This is a genomic window from Stenotrophomonas sp. 99219_Sma, from assembly GCF_056480785.1.
The window spans coordinates 472,010-490,503 of record NZ_CM151117.1; the positions used below are offsets into that span (position 1 = coordinate 472,010).

General features: G+C 67.7%; 18 protein-coding genes and 1 pseudogene. 9 read left to right on the forward strand and 10 right to left on the reverse strand.

What is annotated here, in order from left to right; translation table 11 throughout:
* Positions 1–76: 76 nt before the first annotated feature.
* Positions 77–664 carry a TetR/AcrR family transcriptional regulator gene (locus ACZK13_RS02160; protein WP_253143380.1) on the reverse strand — a complete coding sequence of 196 codons (588 nt, stop codon included), beginning with the start codon at positions 662–664 and terminating at the stop codon, positions 77–79.
* Positions 665–797: 133 nt separating this feature from the next.
* Here ACZK13_RS02160 and ACZK13_RS02165 point away from each other — a divergent pair, with 133 nt between their 5' ends.
* Both ACZK13_RS02165 and ACZK13_RS02170 read left to right on the forward strand, forming a co-directional pair.
* The gene (locus ACZK13_RS02165; protein ID WP_180837551.1) at positions 798–2,012 is read left to right on the forward strand and encodes an MFS transporter; all 1,215 of its coding nucleotides are present in this window, start codon (positions 798–800) and stop codon (positions 2,010–2,012) included.
* Positions 2,009–3,181: an MFS transporter gene (locus ACZK13_RS02170; protein ID WP_180837552.1), complete on the forward strand. Its 1,173-nt coding sequence runs from the start codon at positions 2,009–2,011 to the stop codon at positions 3,179–3,181. The genes ACZK13_RS02165 and ACZK13_RS02170 overlap by 4 nt, the downstream gene beginning before the upstream one ends.
* Positions 3,182–3,407: 226 nt before the next feature.
* On the opposite strand, the gene ACZK13_RS02175 is transcribed toward ACZK13_RS02170, so the two are convergent.
* A complete protein-coding gene (locus ACZK13_RS02175) occupies positions 3,408–5,519 on the reverse strand; it encodes a M13 family metallopeptidase (RefSeq protein WP_253143381.1) in 2,112 nt (703 codons plus the stop codon).
* A 176-nt stretch (positions 5,520–5,695) separates the two neighbouring features.
* On the opposite strand from ACZK13_RS02175, the gene ACZK13_RS02180 reads away from it, so the two are divergent.
* Positions 5,696–8,758 carry a bifunctional diguanylate cyclase/phosphodiesterase gene (locus ACZK13_RS02180; RefSeq protein WP_253143438.1) on the forward strand — a complete coding sequence of 1,021 codons (3,063 nt, stop codon included), beginning with the start codon at positions 5,696–5,698 and terminating at the stop codon, positions 8,756–8,758.
* Between the two features lie 95 nt (positions 8,759–8,853).
* Here the strand turns inward: ACZK13_RS02180 and ACZK13_RS02185 are convergent, their stop codons facing one another.
* A complete protein-coding gene (locus tag ACZK13_RS02185; protein WP_253143382.1) occupies positions 8,854–9,735 on the reverse strand; it encodes a LysR family transcriptional regulator in 882 nt (293 codons plus the stop codon).
* Between the two features lie 97 nt (positions 9,736–9,832).
* On the opposite strand from ACZK13_RS02185, the gene ACZK13_RS02190 reads away from it, so the two are divergent.
* The 3 genes from ACZK13_RS02190 to ACZK13_RS02200 all read left to right on the forward strand — a co-directional run bounded on the left by ACZK13_RS02190 (position 9,833) and on the right by ACZK13_RS02200 (position 12,831).
* Complete coding sequence (locus ACZK13_RS02190; protein ID WP_253143383.1) at positions 9,833–10,243, forward strand: DoxX family protein; 411 nt, start codon at positions 9,833–9,835, stop codon at positions 10,241–10,243.
* A gap of 31 nt (positions 10,244–10,274) precedes the next feature.
* Positions 10,275–11,063 (forward strand): dioxygenase family protein, encoded by a 789-nt coding sequence (locus tag ACZK13_RS02195; RefSeq protein WP_046983084.1) that lies wholly within the window; start codon positions 10,275–10,277, stop codon positions 11,061–11,063.
* A gap of 118 nt (positions 11,064–11,181) precedes the next feature.
* Complete coding sequence (locus ACZK13_RS02200; RefSeq protein WP_253143384.1) at positions 11,182–12,831, forward strand: Na+/H+ antiporter; 1,650 nt, start codon at positions 11,182–11,184, stop codon at positions 12,829–12,831.
* A 101-nt stretch (positions 12,832–12,932) separates the two neighbouring features.
* On the opposite strand, the gene ACZK13_RS02205 is transcribed toward ACZK13_RS02200, so the two are convergent.
* Positions 12,933–13,181: a DUF3297 family protein gene (locus tag ACZK13_RS02205; RefSeq protein WP_012509930.1), complete on the reverse strand. Its 249-nt coding sequence runs from the start codon at positions 13,179–13,181 to the stop codon at positions 12,933–12,935.
* Positions 13,182–13,271: 90 nt separating this feature from the next.
* Between ACZK13_RS02205 and ACZK13_RS02210 the strand changes: the two genes are divergently transcribed.
* On the forward strand, positions 13,272–13,814 hold the full coding sequence (locus tag ACZK13_RS02210) for a DUF6630 family protein (protein WP_005407911.1): 543 nt from the start codon (positions 13,272–13,274) through the stop codon (positions 13,812–13,814).
* Between the two features lie 39 nt (positions 13,815–13,853).
* On the opposite strand, the gene ACZK13_RS02215 is transcribed toward ACZK13_RS02210, so the two are convergent.
* The 5 genes from ACZK13_RS02215 to msrB all read right to left on the reverse strand — a co-directional run bounded on the left by ACZK13_RS02215 (position 13,854) and on the right by msrB (position 17,115).
* A complete protein-coding gene (locus tag ACZK13_RS02215; protein WP_049398338.1) occupies positions 13,854–14,129 on the reverse strand; it encodes a DUF4031 domain-containing protein in 276 nt (91 codons plus the stop codon).
* Positions 14,130–14,142: 13 nt separating this feature from the next.
* Positions 14,143–14,631, reverse strand: coding sequence for a hypothetical protein (locus ACZK13_RS02220; RefSeq protein ID WP_005407913.1), 489 nt, complete (start codon positions 14,629–14,631; stop codon positions 14,143–14,145).
* Between the two features lie 128 nt (positions 14,632–14,759).
* Positions 14,760–15,698: a flagellar motor protein MotB gene (gene motB, locus ACZK13_RS02225; RefSeq protein WP_049398339.1), complete on the reverse strand. Its 939-nt coding sequence runs from the start codon at positions 15,696–15,698 to the stop codon at positions 14,760–14,762.
* 3 nt (positions 15,699–15,701) lie between these two features.
* Positions 15,702–16,556: a flagellar motor stator protein MotA gene (motA, locus tag ACZK13_RS02230; protein ID WP_032128746.1), complete on the reverse strand. Its 855-nt coding sequence runs from the start codon at positions 16,554–16,556 to the stop codon at positions 15,702–15,704.
* A gap of 91 nt (positions 16,557–16,647) precedes the next feature.
* Positions 16,648–17,115 carry a peptide-methionine (R)-S-oxide reductase MsrB gene (msrB, locus tag ACZK13_RS02235; protein ID WP_005415117.1) on the reverse strand — a complete coding sequence of 156 codons (468 nt, stop codon included), beginning with the start codon at positions 17,113–17,115 and terminating at the stop codon, positions 16,648–16,650.
* A gap of 140 nt (positions 17,116–17,255) precedes the next feature.
* Here msrB and ACZK13_RS02240 point away from each other — a divergent pair.
* Together ACZK13_RS02240 and ACZK13_RS02245 are read left to right on the forward strand one after the other, a co-directional pair.
* Positions 17,256–17,631, forward strand: a pseudogene (locus ACZK13_RS02240) (classical arabinogalactan protein 4).
* Positions 17,632–17,775: 144 nt separating this feature from the next.
* Positions 17,776–17,955: a lana protein gene (locus tag ACZK13_RS02245; RefSeq protein WP_253143386.1), complete on the forward strand. Its 180-nt coding sequence runs from the start codon at positions 17,776–17,778 to the stop codon at positions 17,953–17,955.
* Between the two features lie 56 nt (positions 17,956–18,011).
* On the opposite strand, the gene ACZK13_RS02250 is transcribed toward ACZK13_RS02245, so the two are convergent.
* Positions 18,012–18,491 carry a winged helix-turn-helix transcriptional regulator gene (locus ACZK13_RS02250; RefSeq protein ID WP_005407919.1) on the reverse strand — a complete coding sequence of 160 codons (480 nt, stop codon included), beginning with the start codon at positions 18,489–18,491 and terminating at the stop codon, positions 18,012–18,014.
* Positions 18,492–18,494 lie beyond the last annotated feature (3 nt).

The following is an 18,494-nucleotide window of genomic DNA, read 5'->3' on the forward strand; positions in this document are numbered from 1 at the left end:
CCGCAGAAGCGCCAACCAAGGTTGGCCTCTACCAGAGCGGATTCCGCAGTAAGTCCACGCCATGCGTGGATGGGCGTTACCCGGTCGACTTCAACCCACGCAACAGCATCTCCAGCGCCGCCGTCGCCTGCTGCAGGCGCGCGTCGCCATCCTCGCCCTCGGCGATCCAGAACGCGGCCTCGGCCAGGCTGCCGTAGATCAGCGACGCCATCGCCTGCGCATCCACCGGCGCCACCGCACCCTCGGCAATCAGCTGCTCGATCAGGCGCTGCATCGAGTTCACGCAGTGCCGCTGCGATTCCGGTGAGGCGCCACCGAGTACCGCGCGCGCATCGCGCAGCACGATGCGCTGGATCTCCGGCTCCAGTGCCATCTCCAGATAGGCGCGGCAACGCTGCACGAAGCCGTCCCAGGCATCATCCGCGCCATCGCTGATCGCCTGCAGGCGCAGGTCGGTCTCGGCATCGAGCTGGGCGACGACAGCCGCCAGCAGACCCTTCTTGTCGCCGAAGTGGTGGTACAGCGCGCCGCGGGTCAGCCCGGCCTGGGCGGTCAGGTCGTCCATCGAGGTGGCGGCATAGCCATGCGCGCTGAACACCCGGCGGGCGGTGGTCAGCAGGGTGGCGCGGGTTTCTTCCATCTCGGCGCGGGTGCGACGAACCATCCGGAGCTCCTTACATACACAGTGCATGATTATTTACATACGGCACGTATGAATGTAGCCTCTTATTCATACGCTCTGTATGTATTGTCGTGGCGCTCGGTGCGCCAGGCAAGTCGCTGCCCTGGAGATCCTGATGGCCACCCCCTATCGCGACCTGTTCGCTGCCCCCGGCACCGCCGGCCTCGCCCTGGCCGGGCTGCTGGCACGCCTTCCTCTACCGATGACCGGTATCGGCATCATCACCCTGCTGTCCCAGCTGCGCGGCAGCTATGCACTGGCCGGTGCGGTGTCGGCCACCTTCGTGCTGACCTACGCGTTGCTGTCGCCGCAGGTATCGCGCTGGGTCGACCGGCGCGGGCAGGGCAGGGTGCTGCCGTGGGCCACCGCGGCCAGTGCGGCGGGGTTGCTGTTGCTGCTTGCGTGCACGCTGCTGGCCGCGCCGGACTGGACGCTGTTCATTGCGGCGATGCTGGCCGGTTGCATGCCCAGCGTGTCGGCGATGGTGCGCGCGCGCTGGACCGCGATCCATCACGGGCGCCCGCAGCTGCAGACCGCGTATTCGCTGGAGACCGTGTTCGACGAGGTGACCTTCATCGCCGGGCCACCGTTGTCCGTCGGGTTGTCGGTGGCAGTATGGCCGCAGGCCGGCGTGCTGGCCGCCGCCCTGCTGCTGGTGCTCGGGGTGACCGCACTGGTTCTGCAACGCGGTACCGAACCACCGCTGCAGCGCTGCGAAGGCGCAACACCCTCGCGCTCGCTGCTGCGGCAAGCGGAGATCCGCCTGCTGGCGTTGCTGATGCTGGCGATGGGTGTGATTGTCGGTACCGTCGACATCACCAGCGTGGCCTTCGCCGAACAGCGCGGGCAGCCACTGGCTGCCAGTTGGGTGCTGTCGGCCTATGCGCTGGGCAGCTGCGCGGCGGGCCTGCTGTTTGGTGCGCAGAAGCTGCAGATCCCGTTGCCGCGCCTGTTGCTGACCGGAGCAGCGGCCACTGCATTGGCCACGCTACCGCTGCTGTGGGTCGGCAGCCTGCCTGCCCTGGCCGTTGCCGTGCTGCTGGCCGGGGTGTTCTTCGCGCCGACGATGATCGTTGCGATGTCGCTGGTCGAACAGTACGTGCCCGAATCGCGCCTGACCGAAGGCATGACCTGGTTGCTGGCCGGATTGAACATCGGCGTGGCGCTGGGCGCGGCACTGTCCGGGCAGGGTGTCGATGCGGGGGGCGTGCGCAGCGGTTTTGCTGTTGCGCTGGTGGCAGGCGGTGGCGTGCTGCTGTTCGCCGTGCTCGCGCAACGTGCACTGCGCCCGTCTGCCTCGACCACATCCCCTGAAGGAATCGTCCCGTGAGCGCTTCATCGCCTGCGCACGCCGCGACTGTGCCTCGTCATCCGTGGTGGTCGGTTTCCGCCGTCGGCCTCGCCACGTTCTCGGTGGTCACCACCGAAATGCTGCCGGTCGGCCTGCTGACCCCGATCGCCGAAGATCTCGGCGCGTCCACCGGCACCGCCGGCCTGATGATCTCGCTGCCGGCCCTGCTGGCGGCAGTGTTCGCACCGCTGGTGGTGATCGCAGCCGGTGGCATTGATCGCCGTCGCATCCTGTGCGCGCTGCTTGCGCTCCTGCTGGTCGCCAACCTCGCGTCGGCGCTGGCACCGGGCATCGGCTGGCTGTTGGCCGCACGGGTGCTGGTGGGGTTCTGCATGGGCGGCATCTGGGCCATCGCCGGCGGTCTGGCTGCGCGCCTGGTGCCGGCTGACCGCATCGGCCTGGCTACCTCGATCATCTTCGGCGGCGTGGCCGCAGCGTCGGTGCTGGGCGTTCCGTTGGGCGCGCTGATCGGGGATGCATTGGGTTGGCGCAGCGCCTTTGCAGCGATGGCGTTGTTCAGTGCGGCGGTGATGCTGCTGCATCTGCGGGTGGTTCCTGCGTTACCTGTAAGTACATCGGTGCGGCTGCGGCAGTTCGTGCAGCAGCTTGGCCAGCGCGACCTGCGGCGTGGCCTGTGGCTGACCGTGCTGCTGGTGTCCGGGCACTTCATCGCCTTCACCTACGTGCGGCCGCTGCTGACGTCCGTCTCGGGCGTGGAGGCGTCGTGGATCGGTGCACTGTTGTTTGCCTACGGCCTGGCCGGCATCGCCGGCAACTTCATTGCCGGGCCGCTGGCAGCGCGCCATCCGCGCGGTACGTTGCTGGCGATCGCATCGGGCCTGCTGCTGACGCCGCTGCTGTTGCTGTGGCTGGGGGGCACGCCGAGCGGTGGCATTGCGGTGCTGCTGCTATGGGGCCTGGCCTATGGCGGCGTATCGGTGGGCCTGATGAGCTGGATGATGAAGGCGCTGCCGCAGGCCGTGGAGATCGCCACCGCGCTGTACGTTGGTGTGTTCAATGTGGGCATCGCGCTCGGGGCGTGGGGCGGTGGCCGGCTGCTGGATGGCATGGGCCTGCATGCGAATCTGTGGGTTGCCGCGGTGTTGGCTGCGAGCGCTCTGCTGATGGTTGCCACCACCCGCAGGTAGATCCACGCCATGCGTGGATTCCTGCCCCGTGCCGACCAAGGTCGGCACCCACCAGAGCCGGGACATGTGCGTGGATTCCTACCCCGTGCCGACCAAGGTCGGCACCCATCAGAGCGGGGTATTTGCCAACCAAGGTTGGCAGCTACCAGGGCGGGGCATGTGCCAACCAAGGTTGGCAGCTACCGGGAAATGAAACGGGCGCCTTTCGGCGCCCGTTCCGGTTACATCACCACACCTTGACCCGCTTGTCCGGGGCCAGGTACAGCTTCTGGCCTTCCTTCACTTCGAACGCCGGGTACCAGGCGTCGATGTTGCGCACGGTGAGTGCGCGGAACTGGCCCGGTGCATGCACATCGGTCAGCAGCGAGTTGCGCAGCGCCTGCTCGCGGCTCTTGCTGCGCCACGCCTGGGCGAAGCCGAGGAAGAAGCGCTGGTCGGGGGTGAAGCCTTCCAGGGTCTGGCCCGGCTTGCCCTGCAGCGACAGCTGGTAGGCATCGTAGGCGGTACCCAGGCCAGCCACGTCGGCGATGTTCTCGCCCAGGGTCAGCTTGCCGTTCACATGCACGCCCGGGAACGGCTCGTAGCTGCTGAACTGTGCGGCCAGCGCATCACCAGCGGCGTTGAACTGCTTCAGGTCTTCAGCGGTCCACCAGTTGTGCAGCTTGCCGGTCTCGTCGAACAGCGCACCGGCGTTGTCGAAGCCGTGGCTGATCTCGTGGCCGATCACTGCGCCGATGGCGCCGTAGTTCACCGCGTCGTCGGCAGCACCGTCGAAGAACGGCGGCTGCAGGATCGCGGCCGGGAACACCAGGCGGTTCTCCAGCGGCACGTTCATCGCGTTGATGGTCTGCGGCAGCATCGCCCACTCGCTGTGGTCGACCGCCTTGCCCAGCTTGGCGATGTTGCGCTGGTACTCGAACAGTTCGGCGCGCTGCGCATTGCCCAGCGCGTCATCACGGCGGATCTCCAGGCCGGTGTAATCACGCCACTTTTCCGGGTAACCCATGCCCACGGTCAGGCCGGCCACCTTGGCCTTGGCGCTGGCCTTGGTCTGCGGCGACATCCACGCGAGCGCGTCGATGCGCTTGGCGAAGGCGGCGATGATGTTCTTCGCCATCTCGTCCGCGCGTTCCTTGGTCTTGGCGTCGAAGTGCTTCTCGACGTAACGCTTGCCGATCGCTTCGCCGATGGCATGGTTGGCGTCGTCCACTGCACGCTTCCAGCGGTCGCTCTGCTGCGGCGTGCCGCTCAGCGTGGTGCCGTGGAAGGCGAAGCGGGCATCGGCGAATTTCTTCGGCAGGTAGGCAGCGGCGCGGTCCAGCGCGTGGAAGGCCAGGTAATCCTTCCAGACATCCAGCGGCTCGGTGGCGACCAGCTTGGACAGGCCGGCCACGGCCTTGGGTTGCCAGACGATGAAGTCCTGCTGCTTGCCCAGCGCAGCCGCGTCGAGGAAGGCGTTCCAGTCCATGCCCGGCGCCTTGGCATTGAAGTCGGCCTGGGTCCAGGGATTGGCACCCTTGGTCACATCATTGGTTTCTTCCTGGGTGGCGTGCGCCTGCGCGATCTTCGTCTCCAGCGCGAGGATGCGCTGCGCCTTGCCCGCCGGATCGGCGACACCGGCCAGCTGCAGCATCTGTGCGATGTAGGCCTGGTACTGCTTGCGCAGCTCGGCCATGCGGCCGGCGCCGAGGTAGAAGTCACGGTCGGGCATGCCCAGGCCGCCCTGCACCAGGTAGGGCGCGTTGCGGTCCGGCTGCAGCAGGTCCACCGACACCCACAGGCCGAACAGGCGGTCGGTGTAGAAGTTGGTCGCATTGAGCAGGTCGACGTCGGCGCGCATCTCGCCGCCCAGGGCTCGGGCCAACCCGGCCTTGTCGGCGATGGTCTCGATCGCCTTCAGCTGCGGCTGCACCGGCGCGATGCCGTGCTGCTCGATGCCGGCTTCGTCCATGTAGGCGGCGTAGTAGTCGCCGATCAGCTTGTCGTCACCGCTGGCCTGGGTGTTGCCGGCGGCGCCTTCGAGGATCGCGCGGGTGTCGGCCAGGGTCTTCTCGGCGATGACGTTGAAGCTGCCGAAACGCGAACGATCGGCCGGGATCTCGGTGTTCTTGACCCAGGTGCCGTTGGCGAAACCAAAGAAATCATCGCCGGCGGCAATGCTACGGTCCATGCCGCTGGCATCGAAGCCGAAGCTGCCCAGCATCGGCTTGGCCGCAGCGGGCGCGGCGTCGGCCGGCGTGGCGGTGCCGGCCGACGGTTCGGCCGGACGGTCGCAGGCGGCCAGGGACAGGCTGGCAACGATGGCCAGTGCCAGGGTGGGACGGCGCAGCTTGGACATGGACTTCTCTTGCAGCGGAAAACACCAAGTCTAATCCGCCCCGGCCCGTCTGGCGGCCCCGCGGCGTGGCCTGCCCTGTGCAGGATCTGGCTGAACGCGCGGAACCGATCTTCACGCCGTCTCCGGTGTGGTGCATGCTGGCCTCAGGAGCCCTGCGCGGACACGGGGAGGTGGCCATGCGGGGGCGGGTCAGGCGTCAAGAATGGCGTCCGCCGGCCGTTGAGGTCGGGGATGTGGAGGATTCGTTCGCGCATGAAGCCAGCCGACTGCACAAGGAAGACCAACCGATGCCCGCGCTGAAACGGGCGTTGGCCCGGCCGCTGCGCGCCATTACCTGGGGCGGGGTGCTGCTGGGCGTGTTGCTGGTGGCCGGCCTGACCACCATGCTGATCAACGACCACCAGCGCCGGCTGGAGGCCGCGCAGCGGCAGAGCCGCGCGCTGGCGGTGGGCAGCGAGCGCCTGCTGGCACTGGAACTGCGCAACCTGGAGCGGGCGATGTCCGGCATCGCCGCCGACGCCGCAGAACTGTTCCGCAGCGTGCCCGCACAGGCCCCGGCGCTGCTGGATGCTTCGATCGATGGCGTGCTGCGCCGCCATGCCGAGCTGCACAGCATCGTCGTGCTCGATCGCCATGGTCGCTCGATCACCGCCGGCAGGGGCGATCTGAACCTGCCGCTGTGGACCGATCCGCAACGCCGTGGCCAGGGCAGCGCGCTGTACATCGGCCCGCCGCAGCGTGCCAGCGACGACGGCTGGGTGGTGCCGCTGGCGCTGCCGATGGCCGGCGACCGCTGGCTGCTGGCACGGCTGCGCTGCGGTGAGCTGCAGCGCATCATCGGTGGCCTCGATGTCGGTCCGAACGGACTGGTCTCGATCAGCGATGCCGAAGGTTACATGCTGGCCCGCGTGCCGGACCCGCATGGTACGGTCGGCCGTCGCTACGACCTGCCGCGCCGCGATCTGCTCGGCAAGCAGGCGGTGGTCGAGCTGGGCAGCCTGCCGGGCGCGGTGGATGGCGTGCCCCGCATCATCACCATCAGCACGCTGGAGCGCAGCCCGCTGGCGGTGCAGGTCGGGTTGGCCGATGAGGACGTGCTGGCACCCTGGTGGCCCTACCTGCAGGCGTCAGTAGCGATCGTGCTGGCCTACGTCGGGGTGCTGCTGGTCCTGCTGTACGCGGTGCGCCGCAGCACCCGCCGCCAGCAGTCGATGGCGGAGGAACTGAAGACCGGGCATGCCGAACTGCGCCTGGCCCACCAGGTCGGGCGCGTCTGCACCTGGTACGTGGACGAGGATGCCGCACTGTTGCGCTGGTCACCGCTGGCGCGTGAAATCTTCGGCGTGCAGACCGATGCGCTGCCGGTGGCCGATTTCTTCGCGCGCGTGCATCGTGATGATGCGGCGCGCCTGCAGCAGGCCTTCGACCAGGCCTTCGCCGGTGGCGCGGTGCTCGACCAGGTGTTCCGCCTGGTACTGCCCGGAGGCGCAGTGCGCTGGGTGGGCGCACGCGGGCAGCGGGTGGAGGTGGCCGACAGCGAGCGCCGCATGATCGGTGCCCTGACCGACCTGAGCGAACGCTACCAGGCCCGCGAGCAGATGAGCGAAGTGGAACGCCGCTTCCGCCTGTTGTTCGACCGCAATCCAGCACCGTTCTGGGTGTTCGATCCGGATACGCTGCGCTTCATCGAGGTCAACGATGCCGCCGTGCGCCAGTACGGCTACAGCCGCGAGGAATTCCTCGCGATGAGCATCCTCGACATCCGCCCGCGTGAAGGCTGGGACGAGGTGAAGGGTGCGATCGCCAAGGCCCGTGTCGGCGAGCTGCAGGATGCCACCGTGCGCCTGCACCGGCGCAAGGACGGCAGTGTGTTCGAAGTGCGCGCACACCTGTCCAGGCTCGATTTCGATGGCCAGCCCGCCTGCCTAGTGCTGGCCGAGGATGTGAGCGAACGGCTGGCCTACGAGCGCGACCTGGCCTACCAGGCGCGGCACAACCCGGCCACCGGCCTGCTCAACGTGCGCGCGCTGACCGAACAGCTGGACGAGCACGATGCGGGCTACACCATTGCGTTCGTGCAGTTGCGCGGCCTGCAGCTGGTGGCCGACACGCTGGGCCGCGAGATCGGCGATGCGGTGCTGCAGTCGATGGCGACCCGGCTTGGTGGCCTGGGCGCGCGCTGCGGCACGCTGGCGTTCCAGCCGGCGGAGGACTTCGTGTTCGCCATCGGTGCCGAGCACGATACCCAGCGCGTGCTGGACGACCTGCTGCAGATCGTGTCGGCGCCGATGCGCGGCAAGGATTCGCTGCACCAGTTCGAGCCGCGCATCGGCGTGGCCGTGCACATTGCCGGCGACGGCCACAGCGCCGAGCAGGTGATCGGCATGGCCGCACAGGCCGCGCATGCCGCGCGCGCCGAAGGCAATGTGGTGGTCTGGTTCGACGCGGCGGTGACCACGCGGTTGGCCGATCGCCTGCGCCTGGCCGGACGCATCCACGCCGCCATCGACAACGAGTTCCAGCTGTATTTCCAGCCGATCCGGCACGCCAGCGATGGCAGTCCGGCCGCGCTGGAGGCCCTGCTGCGCTGGCCGCAGGCCGATGGCAGCTTCATCCCGCCCAACGAGTTCATCCAGCTGTGTGAGGACACCGGGCTGATCCTGGCACTGGGGCGCTGGGTGATCCGTGCGGCGGCGAAGGCGCAGCGCCGGCTGGTCGAGGCCGGTTGGGGCGAGCTGCCGATCGCGGTCAATGTATCGGCGGTGCAGTTCTTCAACAGCGATCTGGTGGCCGAGTTCACCCGCGCGCAGCAGGAGTTCGGCCTGGCCCGCGGCGCGCTGCACGTGGAGCTGACCGAGAGCAGCCTGATGCGCAAGCCGGCGCAGGCGATGCAGACCATGCAACGCCTGCACGAGCAGGGCATCAGCGTGTCGCTGGATGACTTCGGTACCGGCTATTCCAGCATGTCCTACCTGCAGCACCTGCCATTGGACATCCTGAAGATCGACCGCAGCTTCGTCGCCGACGTGGAAACCAATCCGCGCAATGCCTCGATCTGCCGCGCGCTGCTGTCGCTGGGCCACAGCATGGGCCTGACCATCATCGCCGAGGGCGTGGAAACGCCGGGGCAGCTGGACTGGCTGGCTGCGCACGGCTGCGACCAGGTGCAGGGTTACCTGCTGGGGCGGCCGGCGCCGCTGGAACGGATCATCGAGGCGCTGGATGAGGTTGCCGCCTAAGTGGTAGTGCCGGCCGCTGGCCGGCATTCGCCCAGGACCGGGATGTGTCTGATTGCCGGCCAGCGGCCGGCACTACCGGCAAGCGCCAGACTCGGCTACACCCCGGCCTCCACCAGGTGGTCGATGAAACTGCGCACCTTCGGTGCCAGGTGGCTGCGGCTGGTATAGACCGCGAAGATGCCGATCGGCGAGGCCTCCCATTCGGGCAGGATGCGCACCAGGCGGCCATCGGCCAGCGCGTCTTCCAGCAGGAAATCCGGTTGCAGGATCACGCCCATGCCGGCGATTGCTGCTTCGCGCAGCACGTCGCCGTTGTTGGCGTGCAGCAGGCTGCTCACCGCCACCTTCACTTCGCCGCCGGGCCCCTGCAGCGGCCAGTTGTTGCCGGCGGCCCAGTAGCTGTAGCTCAGGCACGCGTGTGCCTGCAGGTCCTGCGGCGTCTGTGGGGTGCCGCGTGCGGCCAGGTAGGACGGCGCGGCGCACAGGCTCACCCGCGATTCGCCCAGACGTCGCGCGATCAACGTCGGCCCCGGCTCGCGGGTGATGCGGATGGCGACGTCGTAGCCTTCCTCGACCATGTCCACCAGCCGGTCGGACAGGGCCAGGTCCAGTTCCACCTGTGGAAAGCGCTCGCGGTAGCTGGCCAGTAGTGGCCCGAGGCGGGCGATGCCCCAGCTGACCGGCGCGTTGATCCGCAGCGTGCCCGAGGGCTCCAGCGCCTGCGCACCGATGCTGGCCTCCAGCGCGTCGAACTCGGCCAGCAGGCGCACGCACTGGGCGTAGTAGGCGGCACCGGCACTGGTCGGGCTGACCCGGCGCGTGGTGCGGTGGAGCAGGCGCGTGGCCAGGCGCTTCTCCAGCGCGGCGACGTGGCGGGTGACGCCGGCGGTGGACAGGTCCAGGGCCTGCGCGGCAGCACTGAAGCCGTTGCGCTCGACCACCGCCACGAACACGCGCATCGCCTCGAGGGTGTCCATTGTTGCGCCTTTTGAAATAAATACGGTCGAAAGATCGTATTTATCGAGCCGTGAAGGCGCAATAACCTGTGGCCACTCCCTTCAAGGTGTTTCCCCCATGCACACCACGACTGCTCCTGTTTCGCCGCTGGCCCCGTATGGCGCCACCCTGCTGCGCCTGGCCCTGGGCGTGCTGTTCCTGGTCCATGCGCTGACCAAGCTGCTGGTGTTCACCCCGGCCGGTACCGCCGCGTTCTTCGAATCGCTGGGCCTGCCCGGCGTGCTCGGTTACCTCACCATCGGCGTCGAGCTGGTGATCACCGCTGCATTGCTGCTGGGCATCTACGCACGTTGGGTGGGCCTGGTCGGCGTGCCGCTGCTGCTGGGCACCATCGTGACCGTGCACGGCGCCAATGGCTTCAGTTTCGCCAACGCTGGCGGCGGCTGGGAATACCCGGCGTTCTGGACGCTGGCGCTGGTGGTGCTGTTCCTGGTCGGCGACGGCAAGTGGACCCTGCGTTCGCGCTGATCGCCGCCTGATCCTGCAACTGGAGAATTCCATGTCCCGCCTGCCTTCGCTGTACATCTCACATGGTTCGCCGATGACTGCCCTGCATCCGGGCCAGGTCGGCGTGCGCCTGGCCGAGCTGGCGCGTGACCTGCCGGCGCCACGTGCCATCGTGATGGCCTCGGCGCACTGGCTGGGCCGGCAGCCGCTGGTCGGCGCACACCCGCAGCCGCCGACCATCCACGACTTCGGTGGCTTCCCGCGCGCGCTGTTCGAACTGCAGTACCCGGCGCCGGGTGATCCAGCGCTGGCCGAAGAGGTGGCCGGCCGCATCGCCGCCGCTGGCCTGCCGGTGGCGCTCGACCCGCAACGTGGCCTCGACCACGGTGCGTGGGTGCCGCTGCGGCTGTTGCGCCCGCAGGCCGACATTCCGGTGGTGCCGGTGTCGATCCAGCCGCTGCTTGGCCCCGAGCACCAGTTCGCGCTGGGCCGCGCGCTGGCACCGCTGCGCGAGCAGGGCGTGCTGCTGGTCGGCTCGGGCAGCATCACCCACAACCTGCACGACTGGGGCGATTACCAGGACGGCAAGGAAGCGCCGTACGTGCGGCCTTTCATCGAATGGGTGGAGCAGCGCCTGGCGGCTGATGATCGCCAGGCCCTGTTGGACTATCGCCGGCAGGCGCCGTTCGCCGAGCGCGCGCATCCCACCGATGAGCACCTGCTGCCGCTGTTCTTCGCAATGGGCGCGGCCGGCGAGAGTGGCTTCGGTGCCCGTCGCATCGATGCCGGCATCGACGCCGGATTCCTTGCCATGGATCTGTACCGCTTCGACGGGGCATGAGCCGGGGCTGACGCGCGGCGGCCGTGGTCGCCGCGGTCGTGGCCGCGTGTGGTAATTTTTTCCGGGTTTCCGGCGCTGGCCACCCGTGCCTCCCCGCGCGCCGCTTCCTGGAAGAAGCATGCATACCATCGAAGTCGTCCTGGCGATGCTGGTGGCCGTTGTCGCCAGCGGCTACCTGGTTCGCGTCCTGCCGTTCTCATTGCCGCTGCCGCTGGTGCAGATCGGCCTGGGTGCGGTGATCGCCGGGGTGTTCAACCGCGGGCACGCGCTGGAGCCGGAAGTGTTCTTCCTGCTGTTCCTGCCGCCGCTGCTGTTCCTCGACGGCTGGCGCATCCCCAAGCAGGGCCTGTTCCGCGATAAAGGCGCGATCCTCGAGCTGGCGTTTGGCCTGGTGGTGTTCACCGTGATCGGTGCCGGCCTGTTGATCCACTGGATGATTCCGGTGATGCCGCTGGCAGTGTGCTTCGCGCTCGCGGCGATCGTGTCGCCGACCGACCCGGTGGCGGTCGGGGCGATCGCCTCCAAGGCGCCGATTCCCAAGCGCCTGATGCACATCCTGGAAGGTGAGTCGCTGCTCAACGATGCGTCCGGCCTGGTCTGCTTCCGCTTCGCGGTGGCGGCGGTGATGACCGGTACCTTCTCGCTGGCCACGGCCTCGCTGACCTTCCTGTGGGTGGCGGTGGCTGGCCTGGCGGTGGGCGTGGCGGTCACCCTCGGTGTTTCCACCTTCCAGCGCTGGCTGTGGCGCCGCTTCGGCGAGGAGCCGGGTGCGGCGATGCTGGTCAACCTGCTGATTCCGTTCGCGGCCTACCTGCTGGCCGAAGAGATCAATGCCTCGGGCATCCTGGCTGCGGTCGCGGCCGGCATCTCGATGAGCTACGTGGAAATGACCGGCCGCGTCTCCGGCAGCATGCGCGTGCAGCGTGCCGGGGTCTGGAACATGCTGCAGTTCAGCTTCAACGGCATCATGTTCGTGCTGCTGGGCGAGCAGCTGCCGGGCATTGTCGAACGTGCCACCACCACCATGAACGAGAGCGGCCACCAGAGCGCGTGGTGGTTGCTGGTCTACGTGCTGGTGATCAATGCCACGTTGATCACGCTGCGCCTGCTGTGGGTATGGTTGTCGCTGCGCTGGAACCTGCTGCGCGCGCGGCGGCGCGGGCTGGAGCGTGGCGAGGCACCGAACTGGCGCATCGTGGTGGCCACCTCGGTGGCCGGCGTGCGCGGTGCGATCACCCTGGCCGGCGTGCTGACGCTGCCGTTGTTCCTGCCTGATGGCAGTCCGTTCCCGGCGCGCGACCTGGTGATCTTCCTGGCAGCGGCGGTGATCCTGTTCTCGCTGGTCGGCGCCAGCGTGGCGCTGCCGCAGCTGCTGAAGGGCCTGCAGCTGCCGGCCGATTCGGGTGAACGCAAGGAAGAAGACCTCGCACGCAGGCTGTCATCGAAGGCCGCGCTGGCGGGGGTGGAGCGCATGCGCCAGCAGATGGTGATGAACCAGAACACCGAGAACGTGCAGTTGTACAACGATGCCGCCTCGCGGGTGAGCCTGCTGTACCAGCGGCACCTGGAGAAGGACAGCGACGGGCCCGACGTGGACCCGGAGAAGGTGCGGCGCATGGAACTGGGTTACCGCCAGCTGCGCAGCGCCGGCCTCAATGCCGAGCGCGAGGAGCTGTTCCGGCTGACCCGGCGCGGGGTGATCTCCGATGAGATCTCGCGACGCCTGATCCGCAACCTGGACCTGCTGGAATCGCGCAAGCGCGAATGACGCCGAATGTAGAGTCGAGCCATGCTCGACTGCTCTTGCCCCAGGCGTCATGAACCCGGAACGGAAAGCAGTCGAGCATGGCTCGACTCTACACAAGCCGGTTATTCCGGCTTCGTTTCCAGGAAATACGCCTCGACCTTGCCCTTGACCTTGATCGTCATCGGGTTGCCGCGGCGGTCGCGGGCCTTGCCGGCCTGCACGCGGATCCAGCCTTCGCTGACCGAGTATTCCTCGACGTTGTCGCGCTCGACGTCGTTGAAACGCACGCCAACGCCGCGCTCCAGCGCCTGTGCATCATGGAAGGGGCTGGCCGGGTTGATCGCCAGGTGGTCGGGAGGGGTATCGCTCATCGCTTCATTCACAGTGACGGCCACCAAGGCCGGCTTCAGCGGCACAGGATAAACCGTAGAATGCCGGCCTGCCCCAGAGGAAGTTCCGCCATGCCCGACAACAGCGACTATTTCGACTTCGAGGAAGACATCCACGACTTCGACGAAGACGGCTTCGAGGCGCGGGTCTGGAACCTGCTGGTGCTGATCAACCCGGGCGACGAGGAACTGGCCCTGCAGCAGTTCAACCGCTGGCGCGAGCATCTGGCCGAGGACGGGCAGCCGCTGGAAGCGGACAGCGACTGGCTGCCGGCGCTGTTCACGGCCATTGCCTGGCAGTCCGGTTTCGAGGTGGAACGAGATGACCTGGAATCGCTGCAGTCGGCGGTGAACGAGCTGTCGGCGCGCTTCAACCTGCAGCTGGACTGGGGCGGCGACCTGGACGACGAGGACTTCGCCGAAGACCTGGACGGCGTGCAGCTGATGTCCACCGCCTTCGACCGCCTGCGCGAGCACAATTACACGCTGTGGAGCGTGGATGCCGGCAGCGACGGCTTCACCGGCGTGATGGCGCTGACCCGCGACGACGACGCGATGCTGGCGTTGTGCTCGCTGCTGAACGTGGAAATCCGGCTGGGCAGCGACCCGTTCTGAGATTGATCGGTAGCGCCGGGCCATGCCCGGCGCTCCCATCTACGGCCGGTACTGCGCCCTGGCGTTGGCGATCACCGCTTTGACCAGCGCGCGGTCGGTGTGCCTTGAGATCGCCTGCGCGCCGAGCGCGATCGCCTGCGTACGCAGCTCGGCGGTGACGTCGTAGTGGGCGCCGCTGGCCTTGTTCTGGAAGGCCCGCGGGGGAATGCCGAGCTGCGCCGCCATCGCGTGCAGCTCGGCCAGGGTGTCGGCCATCAGGTGCGCCCAGCGCTGTCCACGCCAGGGATGCACCGCGTCATCGACGTAGACCGTCACCGCCGCGGCCGGTTCAGGCCTGCGGCTTGCTGTCGCTGTCAGCGGCCGGAGCGGCCTCGGCAGCGGCTTCTTCGGCCACGTCGCCCTCGGCGGCTTCGCCTTCCTCGCCCTCAGCAGCGTCGACGCCTTCGAACTCGGCGACCAGCTTGTCCAGGTACTCGTCAGCGGTCTGCTCGGATTCGGCGGCCAGGGTGTCCAGCAGCTTCTGCAGCAGTTCGGAGTACTCCAGGTTGACCTTGCGGCCTTCCTTCTCCTGCACGTTGGCCAGGTGCTTGAGCATGGCCAGCATCGGCACCGGGTTCTCGGCATTGCCCATGGTCTGGCCGCCGATGGCCAGCAGCCACTCACGGCCCTGCAGGCCGATGGCCGCAACCACCTGGCCGTCTTCGTTGGTCAGCACGGCATGGTTCTGCACCTGCTGCTGCGCGTTCAGGCGGAGGAACGGGCGCTTGGCCTGCTGCTTCTTGCGCTTGTCGCGCTTGGCCTTGGAGTTCTGGGACATGGGGTGGGGTCACCTGGAAACGGAAAGACCGCCATTGTAGCGGGTGCGCCGGGTCATGCCCCTGGTGGGTGCGGACCCTGGTCCGCACGCTTTTCCCGGATGTGCGGACCAAGGTCCGCACCTACCGTTTACTTTGCCGGCCCCTGCGCGGCCTGCACGTCCGGGTCGGCGGCGGGGGCCGACAGCCCCACCTGCGGGCCGGCACCGGCCAGGGCGGCTGCTTCGGCGGCCTGGGTCATCACCACGATGCTGATGCGGCGGTTGATCGGGTTCTGCGGGTCGGCCTTGTCGAACAGCACCGACGAAGACAGGCCGACCACGCGGGTGATCTTGCTGTCCTCCAGGCCGCCGTCCACCAGTGCGCGCCGTGCGGCGTTGGCACGATCGGCGCTTAGTTCCCAGTTGCCGTAGCCGCGCGCGGCCGAATAGGCGGTGATGTCGGTGTGGCCGGTCAGGCTGATCCGGTTCGGCACGTGGTTCAGGTAATTGGCCAGCTCGTGCAGGATCTGCTGCGTGTACGGCTTCAGCGTGGCGCTGCCGAGGTCGAACATCGGCCGGTTCTGCTTGTCCACGATCTGGATGCGCAGGCCTTCCGGAGTCAGATCCAGCAGCAGCTGGTCCTTGAACGGCTCCAGTGCCTGGCTCTTGCTGATCGCTTCCTGCAGTTCCTTCATCAGCGCTTCCAGCTGCTGCTTGTCGCGCTGCTGCTGGTCCACCGGCTGCGGCACGGCTTCCTTCTGGTTCTGGAAGGGATCGTTGCTGCTGCCCCGCGAGATGTCGGTGGCACCACCGAGCTTGATCATCGAGGTGCTGGCGCCACCCGGGCCGGCCATGCCGGGCGCCGGCGTGGCGTTCTGCCCGCTCAGCGGGCTGGGGTTGCGGAAGTACTCGGAAATGGCCGCACGGTCGTTCTTGTTGGTGGTGGCCATCAGCCACAACACCAGGAAGAACGCCATCATCGCGGTCACGAAGTCGGCATAGGCCACCTTCCACGAACCGCCATGATGGGCGGCGTGGCCGGCCTTCTTGACCCGGCGGACGATGACGGTGGGCTTGGTCTCGGCCATGGCTTACTTGACCGTCTTCAGGTGCTGCTCGAAATCGGAGAAGGCCGGGCGCACGTTCGACGGCAGCGTCTTGCGGGCGAATTCCAGCGCGATCTTCGGGTTGTAGCCACGCAGGCAGGCCAGCAGCGCGGTCTTCACCGATTCGTAGATGCGGCTGTCCTGCTCGGCGCGCGCTTCCATGGCGGCTGCCATCGGGCCGACGAAGCCATAGCCCAGCAGGATGCCCAGGAAGGTACCGACCAGCGCGCCGGCCACATGGCCGCCGACCTCGACGATATCCCCGCCGATCGAACCCATGGTGATGACGATGCCGAGCACCGCCGCGACGATGCCGAAACCGGGCAGTCCGTCGGCGACCTTGGTCAGCACCTGCGACGGCGCCATGGCCTCGGCGTGGTGCTTTTCCAGCTCCAGTTCCAGCAGCGGCTCCAGCTCGTGTGGCTCGATGTTGCTGCCGATCATCAGGCGCAGGCAGTCGGTGATGAAGTCGATCAGGTGGTGGTCGGCCTGCACCTTGGGGTAGTTGCCGAACAGCGCGCTTTCGGCCGGGCGCTCGACGTGGTCTTCCAGCGCCATGAAGCCTTCGCGGCGGGCCTTGTTGAGCAGTTCGTAGAGCAGGCTGAGCACATCGATGTAGTCCTGCTGCTTGTAGCGCGGGCCCTTGAACACGCCGACCATGGCCTGCAGGGTCTGCTTGACCGTCTTGGCCGGGGTGCCGACCAGGAAGGCGCCGAGCGCGGCGCCGCCGATGATGACCAGCTCGTAGGGCTGCCAGAGGGCACCCAGGCGGCCGTGGGCGCCGAGATAGCCCCCGATCACGCTGACGATGACGACCAGGAATCCAACGATGATGAGCATGGGGCGACGCAAGGAGAGGGGATATCTCCTTGTCGGCCCGTCGCCCGGATTTCTGAAGAGGGAATTCTGTGAAATCGGTCAGCGGGGTGTTTCAGCCCGCCACGCCGCTTTCGGCGCCGCCACGCTGCAACGGGTCGGGCCAGGGCTCGCCATTACCGGTGAACGAAAGTGAGACGGAGTTCAGGCAGTGGCGCTCGTAGGTGGGCGGCGGGCCGTCCGGGAAAACGTGACCCAGGTGGCTGCCGCAGCGCGCGCAGGTGATCTCGGTGCGGACCATGCCGTGGCTGGTATCGCGGATCTCGCGCACGTGCGCCGGGTCGAACGGGGCGAAGAAGCTCGGCCAACCGGTGCCGGAATCGAACTTGGTGCTGGAGCGGAACAGCGGCAGCGCGCACAGCCGGCAGCAGTAAACGCCCTCGCGCTTGTTGTCGAGGAACACGCCGCAGAACGGCGCCTCGGTACCGTGCTGCAGCAGCACGCGGCGCTCTTCACTGCTGAGGCCAGCGATCAGTGCCTCGGTCTGGGTGGCGGTGGGGGGCGTCAGGTCGAAGGCAGTCATGGCGGCGCTCCGTGGGGTTGATGGCCTGGGGATGGCGGAAAACGTGGGGGTGCCGGCGCGCGCTTGCAAGTGTGATGGCCGTTCATGGCCGGCACACAGGTGCAGGCGCAAGGTAAATGTGATCCACGCCGGAGCGTGACATGAAACCGACCCTTTCCCTGCTGTTGATGGCCCTGTTGCCCCTGGTCGCGCAGGCCCAGGTACCGACGTCGTCGAGCCCGACCGCCACCCGCAGTGCCACCACCGTGGCACCGCAGCCGGTGATGCCGCCGCCGCAGGCCGCTCGCCCGCAGCCGCAGGTCCTGCCGTCGCCGCAGCCGGCGCAGCCGATCAGGTCCACCGGCCCCGCCCAGATCGCGCCCCCGGGCGCCGAAGCCGGCCGACAAGGTGTACGACAGCAATGGCCGCATCGTCCCCGGGGTGCGGCCGGCCGGTCCGAACCGCGTGTTCGATTCGCGTACCGGCCGCTATTACGACAGCGTGCCGGCCGGCGATGGCCAGCAGATCAAGCGCTGATCTCGGGTGCCAGCCAAGGTTGGCAGCTACCGCACGCTGTCCGGCCTGAACGCACGAAAACAACCTGCTGCAGATCACTGCTTTTTCGCCTGCGATTAACCGTTCCGGGACCAACGTGACCGTGCGCCGGCATTCCGCCGCCGCATGTCCTTCGTCCACTGGATCGCGATCATGAAAAACCAGCAGAACCGTCATCCCGGCAAGGAACCGCAGGGCCGCAACCTGCAGCAACAGCAGCAACAGCAACAGATGGACCCGCAGCAGCCGCACAAGGGCGGCAAGCAGCAGGAACAGCGCTCGCAGAAGCATCCGCAGCAGCGCTGACGGACCCGGGGGTCAGAGCCCGCTGCACGGGATCTGGCCCCACTACCGTTCCGGACTCAATCCGGAATCGGCAGGCTCAGCGTTTCCTTCACTTCTTCCATCACGATGTAGCTCTTCGACTCTCGTACATGCGGCAGTGTCAGCAAGGTGCTGCCGAGCAGCTTGCGGTAGGAGGCCATTTCGCTGATCCGCGCCTTCAGCAGGTAATCGAAGTCGCCCGAGACCAGATGGCACTCCAGCACGTTGGGCAGCTTCAGGGCGGCGCGCCGGAACTCCTCGAAGATGTCGCCGGACTTGTAGGCCAGGCTGATCTCCACGAACACCAGCAGGCTGGCTTTCACCGCCGCCGGGTCGAGGTGGGCGTGGTAACCGGTGATCACCCCTTCGCGCTCGAGCCGGCGCACGCGCTCGGTGCATGGGGTGGTGGACAGGCCGACCCGCTCGCCCAGTTCGGTGAAGGAGATACGGCCCTCGGCCTGCAGGATGCGCAGGATCTTGCGGTCGATCTTGTCCAGTTCGCGGGTACGGGTGGCCATGGC